Source organism: Actinomycetota bacterium (assembly GCA_036280995.1).
Lineage (GTDB): Bacteria > Actinomycetota > CALGFH01 > CALGFH01 > CALGFH01 > CALGFH01.
The window spans coordinates 1-8,333 of the sequence record DASUPQ010000505.1 but is presented as its reverse complement, the minus strand read 5'-3'; the positions used below and the strand labels follow the sequence as shown (position 1 = coordinate 8,333).

The 8,333-nt window shown below is 75.1% G+C and carries 8 protein-coding genes; 2 read left to right on the top strand and 6 right to left on the bottom strand.

Annotated elements, in window-relative coordinates:
* The coding region (locus tag VF468_17125) for a LuxR family transcriptional regulator (GenBank protein ID HEX5880016.1) at window positions 1–1,131 on the bottom strand (1,131 nt) is incomplete at its 3' end.
* 120 nt (window positions 1,132–1,251) lie between these two features.
* Between VF468_17125 and VF468_17120 the strand changes: the two genes are divergently transcribed.
* Window positions 1,252–1,689 carry an SCP2 sterol-binding domain-containing protein gene (locus VF468_17120; GenBank protein HEX5880015.1) on the top strand — a complete coding sequence of 146 codons (438 nt, stop codon included), beginning with the start codon at window positions 1,252–1,254 and terminating at the stop codon, window positions 1,687–1,689.
* Between the two features lie 8 nt (window positions 1,690–1,697).
* Here VF468_17120 and VF468_17115 read toward each other — a convergent pair whose 3' ends face one another.
* The 4 genes from VF468_17115 to VF468_17100 are packed head-to-tail and all read right to left on the bottom strand — an operon-like array spanning window position 1,698 to window position 5,732.
* Window positions 1,698–2,480 (bottom strand): GNAT family N-acetyltransferase, encoded by a 783-nt coding sequence (locus VF468_17115; GenBank protein HEX5880014.1) that lies wholly within the window; start codon window positions 2,478–2,480, stop codon window positions 1,698–1,700.
* A gap of 1 nt (window position 2,481) precedes the next feature.
* Window positions 2,482–3,246, bottom strand: a complete 765-nt coding sequence (locus VF468_17110) for an endonuclease/exonuclease/phosphatase family protein (protein ID HEX5880013.1) — start codon at window positions 3,244–3,246, stop codon at window positions 2,482–2,484.
* Complete coding sequence (locus tag VF468_17105) at window positions 3,243–4,031, bottom strand: MOSC domain-containing protein (protein HEX5880012.1); 789 nt, start codon at window positions 4,029–4,031, stop codon at window positions 3,243–3,245. The genes VF468_17110 and VF468_17105 overlap by 4 nt, the downstream gene beginning before the upstream one ends.
* Complete coding sequence (locus VF468_17100; protein ID HEX5880011.1) at window positions 4,032–5,732, bottom strand: alkaline phosphatase D family protein; 1,701 nt, start codon at window positions 5,730–5,732, stop codon at window positions 4,032–4,034. It abuts the gene before it with no gap.
* A 66-nt stretch (window positions 5,733–5,798) separates the two neighbouring features.
* Between VF468_17100 and VF468_17095 the strand changes: the two genes are divergently transcribed.
* Window positions 5,799–7,340: a hypothetical protein gene (locus tag VF468_17095; GenBank protein HEX5880010.1), complete on the top strand. Its 1,542-nt coding sequence runs from the start codon at window positions 5,799–5,801 to the stop codon at window positions 7,338–7,340.
* Here VF468_17095 and VF468_17090 read toward each other — a convergent pair.
* Window positions 7,337–8,333 (bottom strand): hypothetical protein (locus VF468_17090; protein HEX5880009.1); only part of this gene is annotated, 997 nt, incomplete at its 5' end. The genes VF468_17095 and VF468_17090 overlap by 4 nt on opposite strands.

Below are 8,333 nucleotides of genomic sequence, written 5' to 3'. Positions count from 1 at the left end.
GACCGAGGCGAGCGCCGCGGCCGCGGCGCGGGCCTGGTCGAGGGCGCCGGCCGCGATCGACACGTCGACCTGGGCGGCCAGCAGGCGTGCGTGGGCGAACCGGTCGACCAGGGGCGGCGAGGCCAGGGTCGAGCGCAGCGCGGCCGCGGCGGCGTCCACCCGTCCCTGGGCGAGCCGCAGCAGGGCCAGGCCGGGCTGGGGGTCCCAGCCGAGCCGCTGGGCCCGCACGAACGCCTGCTCGGCCGCGGCCAGGTCGCCCCGGCGCCGCAGCACCTCGCCGACCGCGTACGACGCCTCGGCGGCCCCGCCCGGCTTGTGGGGCAGCAGCTCGTCGTGGGCCTGGCGCAGCTCGGCCTCGGCCTCGGCCCAGTCGCCCCGCAGGGCCAGCACCTCGCCGCGGTAGATGCGGCACAGGCCCTGGCGGTAGGGCGTGGTCGCCGGCAGCTCCCGGCACCAGCGCCGGGCCGCCTCGGTCCATTCCCCGGCCCGCCGCAGGTCGGCCAGGTCGCGGCAGGCCAGGATGACCGAGCAGTAGACCCAGCCGGTGTAGAGCGGGGCCAGCTCGCCGGCCAGGACGAAGGTCATGGCCTCGTCCAGCAGGGCCAGGCCCTCCTCGACGGCGCCCTGGGCGACCAGGGCCCGCCCCTGGAGCTGCATCCCGACCGCGGCCAGGTCGGCGTCGCCGTGCTCGCGGGCCGAGGCCACGGCCGCGGCGGCGTGGACGGCGGCCCGGTCCAGCGGTCCCTGGTGCAGGTGCAGCTCGGCCTGGGCGAACTCCAGCCAGCCACGCTCGACACCGCCCGGGTCCTGCTCGACCTCCCGGAAGCCGCGGCGCAGCCAGCCGGCCGCGACCGCCTGCTCGCCCCGGTAGAAATGCTCGTGGAAGAGCCGGGCGGCGGTCCTGGCCGCCCCCTTGGCGTCCCCGGCCCGCCGGAACGCGGCGTGGGCCCGGTGGCGGGCGGCGACCGACTCGCCCGTGCGGCACAGCCACCACGCGGCCTCGGCCAGGGCCTCCAGCTCGTCCCCGTCCAGCCCGGCCGGGTCGCGGGCGGCGAGCTGGTCGTACAGCTCCAGCCAGGGCCCGGTGCGCACGGTCTCCCGTGCCGGCTCGGTGTCCGGGTTGCGCTCCACGACCGACCTCCTGGCAGTGGATCCTACGCCCGGTCTGTGGACAGTGTGTCCGTTCGCGTAGGCTTCGGGCACACGGCCGCCGGGGACGGTGGCCGCCGCCGAGCAAGGGGGTCTTGCCCTATGAGCCAGATCGACGCCTCGGACTTCTCGTCGCTCAAGGAGGCTGTCGAGCAGAGGTCGAACGAGGAGCTGGTCAGCACCATCCAGCAGCAGGAGGGTGGCGTCGACGGCGTGCTCGACAAGGTCTTCGCCGGCATGGCCGAGTCCTTCAGCCCGGAGAAGGCGGCCGGCCAGCAGGCGGTCGTGCAGTACGAGATCGCCGCCCCCGACGGCGCCCACGAGTACGCCATGCGGATCGCCGACGGCCGCTGCGAGATCGACAAGGGCCGGGCCGAGAGCCCGCGGGTCACCATCCGCCTCGGCCTGGCCGACTTCCTGCGCCTGATCACCGGGAACGCCAACGGCATGCAGCTGTTCATGACCGGCAAGCTCAAGGTCTCCGGCGACCTGTTCTTCGCCCAGACCTACCAGTCCTGGTTCGACCGGCCCCAGGCCTGACCCGTCCGCTAGGGCTCGGGGATCGGGACGTCGGCGACCAGGAGCCGGTCGTGGCGCTGCCGCCGGAAGCCGAGCTTGGCCGCGACCCGGAGGCTGGCGGTGTTGTCGGGCGAGGTCGTCCAGCTGGGGACGCGGTCCCGGCGGCGCATGTCCTGGCAGACGGCGGCGGCGCAGGCGGTGCTGAGCCCGAGCCCCCGGAACCCGGGCTCGGTGGCCACGCCCACGTCCTCGTAGACGGCGCCCACGAAGAACGGGCAGGCGACGGCGACCAGCCGCGCCCCGGCGAACGCCCCCCAGGCGGTCGCGCTGGCCGCCAGGCCCTCGGGACCGCCCCAGCTGTTGGCGATCCAGTCCGTCTCGTCGCCCAGCCCGGCCAACGACCCGGCGTCCCCCGGTTCGAGGCGCCGCACCAGGTGGCCGCCCCGGTGCCCCGGCGGCGGCTCCACCGGGCCGTCGAGGACGAGGACGACCCGGGGCCAGACGTGGAGCTCGCGGGCGGCCGCCCGCAGCAGCGGCTCGAACTCGGCCGGGGTCTCGACGAACCCCACGACCCGGCCGCGGAGGGCGGCGGGGTCGAGGGCGCCGGGGTCGCCGGCCAGGGTGTAGTTGCCGCCGGTCTCCACCACCAGGGCCCGCGGGTCCGGCCAGCGGTCGGCCAGGCCGCCGCCGTGGCCGGTGGCCATCACGTGCTGGGCGACCAGCGGACCGGGACGCTCGGGCAGGAACCAGGGGCGCAGCGTGGCCAGCTGCGCCGGGGTGAGGGGGACCAGCGCGGCCGCGTCCCGGCCCATGTCAGCGCCACTCCAGCTCGACGACCACGGCCCGGTGGTCGGAGGCGGGGCCGCTGACGATCCGGCTGCCGAGGGGCCGCAGGGTGGCGCCGGGCCCGGCGGCCAGGACGTGGTCGAGCTGGACCAGGGGGGCCAGCGACCCCGGGGGGCGGTTGCGGAAGGTGCCGCCGCGGACCAGCGGCCGCCAGCCGGGGAGCGACAGCAGCCGCACGGCCGGCCACCACAGGTTCAGGTCGCCCAGCAGCAGGCGGGGGCCGCCCCGCTCGTCCAGGTGGCGCTGGAGGGCCCGGAGCTGGGTGACGTTGGGGCCGGGGACGAAGCTCAGGTGGGTCCCGGCGGCGGTCAGCCGCCGTCGGCCGTCGGCCAGCCCGGCCACCAGGGCCACCCGGGGCTCGTCGCGCCCGCTCTGGGGCAGCAGGACGGTCTCGACCTCCTCCAGCGGCAGGCGTGACAGCAGGGCGATCCCGTACGCCGTGCCGCCGGGGTCGTCGGCCCCGGGCGCCGGGGCGTGCCAGCCCTCGGGGTTGCCCGGGGTGCCGAGCAGGGCCGGGGCGTAGCGCCACTCCATGCCGAGGGCCTCGCCGAGCAGGCGGGCCTGGTCGGCCCCGTGGCTGCGGGCCTGGTCGCGGTCGACCTCCTGGACCGCGATCAGGTCGGCGTCCAGGCGCCGCAGGGTGGCCAGGGTCAGCTCCAGGTCGACCCGGGCCCCCTCCCAGGTCCGGCCCCCGTAGATGTTCCAGGTCGCCACCGTCAGCACCCGGGTCACGACGCCCCCCTGGGAGCGACGTCCCAGTCGGTGGAGGGCCGGGGCGCGGCCGGCACCAGCGGCTCGGTGACGCTCACCGGGTCGCCGACCCGGACCCGGCCGGCGGTCACCACCCGGGCGTTGACCCCGAACAGGGCCCTGCGGCGGCGGTGCAGCCAGCGCAGCAGCTCCGGCCAGCGGGACAGGTCGTCGGGGTGGCGGGTCGGGATCACGCAGCGGATGCAGGGGTTGGCCAGCTCCAGGGTGACCTCGCCGACCTGGAGGCGGCCGCCCTCCCAGCGCTCCTCGGCGAAGGCGGGCGCGTCCAGGTCGAGGTGCAGGTTGGTCCGGAAGCGCCGCAGCTCGACCGGCCGGCCGAGGGCGTCGCCGACGGCCCGCCGCGACGCCTCGGTGGTCACCAGGACCGACGCCTGGAGGTCCTGCTGGCCGCCGAGGTCGCGGTGGCGCCGGACGGGCACGCCGAGGTCGTCGGCCAGGGCCCGCTCCAGGCCGGGGTCGTCCCAGCCCCAGCGGGCGCCGTCAGGGGCGGTCACGACCGGCGGCGGCGGGTCGGCCGGGTCCAGGCGGTCGTCGGGCGCGTCCGGGTACGCCGCCGACCAGGCCAGCATCCGCGGCGCCTGCCGGATCGTCACCCACCGCCCCGTGCGACCCTCGCGCAGGTCGAGCAGGGCGTGGGCGCGGTCGCCGCCCAGCCCCCGCCAGTCGAGCCGGGCCGCGCCCAGCGCCTCCCCGCCCAGCGACTTCACCGGCCACCGGGCCAGGTCGGTCACCACCCCCTGCGCCACCTATCGGCCGTCCGACAGCCGGTGGTCGTACAGGGGCTCCAGGTACGGGTCGCCGTCGCCGCCGTCGGGGGTGACGGCCTGCTCGACCCTGAGCATGGCCGCCCGGCCGTCCAGCTCCAGCTGGCCGAGGTGGTTCTCGAACCGGGGTCCCTCGACCACCCGCCAGGCGATCTTGTCCGGCTCGACTCCGGCCAGGCGGGCCAGCCACCTGGTCACGGCCCGGGCCGGGCGCCGGAACGCCCTGGCGTGGGCGGCCCGCTGGTCGCGGGGCAGCGGGTTGCGCAGCGGCGAGCAGACCGCCTGCCAGGCCGGGCTGTGGCCGTGGCCGGCGTGCGCGCCACGGTAGGTGAACTTGGCCAGGTAGGTGTGGTGGACGTCGCCGGACAGGACCACCACCGACCCGGGGGGCCGGCCCCGGTGGCCGGCCGCCACCGACTCGATCAGCGCCGCCAGCCGGTCGAAGGAGTCGTTGAACGCGGCCCAGTGCTCCAGGTCGATCCCCTGCCGGATCTTCTCCCCCACCCAGGCCATCGGCCGGCCCCAGGCCCCGGCGGTCACCGCCTCGTTCCACTCCTCGAGGTGGTGGACGGCCGGGGCCAGGGCGAACGGCAGCGAGGTGGCCAGCAGCAGGTGGTCGAAGTCGCCGGTGGCCTGCTCCTCCACCCAGGCGAACTCGTCGTCGTCGATCATCTCGCGGCGGTCGCCCTCCAGGTCCCGCCCGCAGCGCGAGTCGATCACCACCAGCCTGGTCCGGCCGAAGTCGCGCTTGTAGCTCCAGCGGGTCCCCTCGATCTCCTGGTCGGCCCGGGCGGCGAACTCGCGCAGCACCCGGGTGGCGTCGCCCGCCTCCCGCACCTTGGGCCAGACCGGGTCGTCGTCCAGGTCCTCCGGGGACAGGTTGCCCAGGTGCTGGTACAGCCAGTAGGAGGCGAGGCCGCTGGTGATCCGCTCCTCCCACCACGGCATGGCCCGCATGTGCTCGACCCAGGCGGCCGAGGTGTTCCAGTCGTCGCTGATGTCGTGGTCGTCGAAGATCATGGCCGTCGGCACCGTCGACAGCAGCCAGCGCAGCACCGGGTCGCCCCAGGCCTCCCAGTACAGCCGCGTGTACTCCTCGAAGTCGGCCACCTCCAGGCCCGGCGGCCGCTTCACGTCGCGACGCGAGCGGATGAAGTCCTGCACCTCATCGGAGGTGTCGTCGGCGTAGATCTGGTCGCCGAGCAGCAGCAGGAGGTCGGGCCAGACGTCGGGGTCGGCGTCGCGCATGCGCAGGGCGAACGTGTACAGGGCGTCCGCCCCCTTGCCGCGCTTGCGGTCGGCGCTCGGGGGCAGGCTCCAGGGCGGCCGGTGGGGGGCGGAGACCCGGCAGGACCCGAACGCGATCCGCAGCGGGTGGTCGCCGTGGAGGGTGCGGATGGTGCTGGGCGGGAACGCCCGCCCGTCCGGGGCGGCGGCCGTCCCCGGCCACACCGGCTGGCCGTCGAGCTCGACCCGGTACTCGTAGACCCGGTCCGGCTCCAGCCCCTCGATCAGGACCAGGGCGTAGTGGTGGGCCTCGACCCGGAAGGTGGGCGCGCGGCCGCGCACCCCGCCCGGGGAGACCAGCACCTCGACCTGGGCGGCGGCGTCGGTCTCGACCCAGACGGTGGCCTGCGTCTCGCCGACGTAGCGCAGCAGCGGACCAAGGACGAGGTTCGGCATGGGGTTGATGCTACGCCGGCCTGGGCTGGCAGTGACTTGCCAGCGGACATGTGGCAGCCTGCCAGCATGACGACGGCCGCGGCGCGCACGGTGAGGTTCGGCACCAGAGCCTACCCGGTGGTCCTGCCCAGCGCCCGTGATCCGCGGCTTCACCTGGCCATGGTGATCGTCTCGATCCACGTCCTCGGCCAGACGGCCCTCGGCTTCCGGGTCTCGGTGCCCCAGCTCCTCTCGGCCATCCTGACCTGCGCCGTGATCGAGGTCGGGTGGGTCTTCTGGAAGAGCCGGCAGCTCGTCTGGCCGGCGAGCGCCATGCTCACTGGGAGTGGGGTCGCCCTGATCCTGCGCCTGGTGGGGATGGAACGGGGCAACCACTGGTCCTGGCGCGGCTGGTACCTGTTCGCCCTCGTCGCCGGGGTGTCGCTGCTCTCCAAGTACCTGATCCGCTTCCGCGGCGGGCACGTCTTCAACCCGTCGAACATCGGCCTGGTGCTGGCCTTCCTCGTGCTCGGGAGCGACGTGGTCGAGCCGCTCGACTTCTGGTGGGCGCCGCTCGGGCTCTGGATGGTCGTGGCCTACCTGGTCATCCTGGCCGGTGGCCTGCTGGTCACGGCCAGGCTGCGCCTGCTGGCCATGGCGCTGACGTTCTGGGTGGCGCTCACCTGCGCGGTCGGCGTGCTCGCCGCCTCGGGGCACTGCATCACGGTCGCCTGGGCTGTGGTCCCGGTGTGCGGCGGCGACTTCTGGCGGGTCATCGTCACCTCGCCGGAGGTCTTGATCTTCCTGTTCTTCATGATCACCGACCCCAAGACGATCCCCGGTCGGCCCTCGGCGCGGGTCGGCTTCGCCCTCTGCCTGGCGGTGCTCTGCACCCTGCTCATGGCGCCCCAGCCCACCGAGTTCGGCGCCAAGGTCGCCCTGCTGGCCGGGCTCGTCCTGCTCACACCGGTCCGCGTGGTGTTCGACCGTGCCCGCCTTCCGGCCCTCCCGCCCGCCCCGGCCCGCCTGTTCGCCGGGGGCGCGGCCCTCGGGTCGGCGCTGGTGCTGCTGCCGGTTGGCATCGTCGCCGCGGGCACCCCGGCCCGGGAGTGGGGACCGGCGCCGCCCGGAATCGGCGAGCTCGGGATCGACCTCAAGATCGACCGCTCCGCCCTGCCCCCGGTCGCCCTCAGCCGGGAGGCGGCTGGCCTGAGCGGGGCGGCCAGGGATCCGGGCGCGCTCGCTGTCGCCCTGGCCGAAGACCTGGCCATCGAGCGGGAGGCGATGCTGCGCGCCGACACCAGCCTGCTGCGGGCCGCCGCCGACGGCGAGCGGCTGCTCGTGATGGAGCGCAAGGTGCAGGCCGCGGCCACCGCCGGCCGCTTCGAGGTCCTGGACCACCGCTTCGACACCCTCCACCTGGGTGTGGTGTTCACCGACGGGCCGCAGGGTGGGGCCACACTCGGGCTGGAGGCATCGGGCAGGGTCCGGCGGGTCGTCTACGACGCCGCCCGGACCGAGCTGCGGCGGGAGGACGAGGTCCCGTTCCGGTCGCGCTTCGTGCTGCGCCAGGGCGCCGCTGGCCGCTGGGTCATCCTGCGCGAGACCTCTCTGCCGGTGGCGGCCTAGGAGGCCATCGCCATGACCCGGTCCGGCCGGAGCAGGAACGGCGGAAGGTAGGCCGGGATGTTGGAGAACGGAAGCACGTCGGGGTGGAGGTCGATGCCGAGGGTGTCGCGCATGAACGCCCGGCGGGCCTGGATGCGCCGCCAGGCGTCCGGGTAGGTCCGGGCGAGCTGGCTGCGCAGCGAGTCGTCGGCCAGGGCGACGCCGTCCTCGACGTTGGTGGTGAAGTAGTCGGTGCCGGTGGCCGGGATGATGTCGACCTGGAGGGCCATCCCCGAGCGCAGCTCGACGGGCGAGCCTGGGGCGACCGGCGAGTTGACCCACTCGTCCAGGTGGAGCTGGTGGCCCGGGTTGAGGAAGATCCCGAAGAAGGGGTCGCCGAGGCGGCGATCGATGATCTCCTGGAGCACCCCGCCGGTCTGGCCGATGTGGAGCGCCCCGTACCATTCGGCGACGGCCTCGAAGTACGGCCCGACCAGCCGCTCGACGTAGTCGCCGATCCCGGGAGGCAGCTCGCCGGCGTCGCCGACCACGAACCCGGCCCGACAGTTGAGGGCGCCCCAGACTCCGAAGGCCAAGGTGAACCGGTCGCCGCGCCCGATGCGGCGGTCGCCCGGGCTGAGCAGCCCGAACGACGCCCGGGGGCCGCTGGTCAGCATGAGGTGACACGACAACGGCATGCCGTTCCAGCCCAGCAGCCGCACCGCCTCCTGCTCGGTCATGCCCGGCTCCAGCCCGAACAGCAGCTCCCGCACGCCCTGGGAGGTGTGGCAGGCGGCGTACTCGAACAGGGCGAGCTGCTCCGGCTCGTTGATGATCCGGAGGCCGTCGGCGGCGCCGACGAGCAGGTCGGTGGCGTTCTCGACGCTGCCGGGACCGCAGAGGGCGCGCAGCTCATCGACGATGAACGCCGGCACGTCGGTCGCCGACCGGTCGCCGAACAGCTTCCAGCCGACCAACCCGACCCGGCTCCCTGCGGCGACACCCTCGGAGCGC

Excerpts from the sequence above, each read along its gene's own strand:
- VF468_17095 (HEX5880010.1), top strand. The coding sequence starts at position 5,799 with ATGACGACGGCCGCGGCGCGCACGGTGAGGTTCGGCACCAGAGCCTAC.
- VF468_17115 (HEX5880014.1), bottom strand. The coding sequence starts at position 2,480 with ATGGGCCGGGACGCGGCCGCGCTGGTCCCCCTCACCCCGGCGCAGCTG.
- VF468_17100 (HEX5880011.1), bottom strand. The coding sequence starts at position 5,732 with ATGCCGAACCTCGTCCTTGGTCCGCTGCTGCGCTACGTCGGCGAGACG.
- VF468_17120 (HEX5880015.1), top strand. The coding sequence starts at position 1,252 with ATGAGCCAGATCGACGCCTCGGACTTCTCGTCGCTCAAGGAGGCTGTC.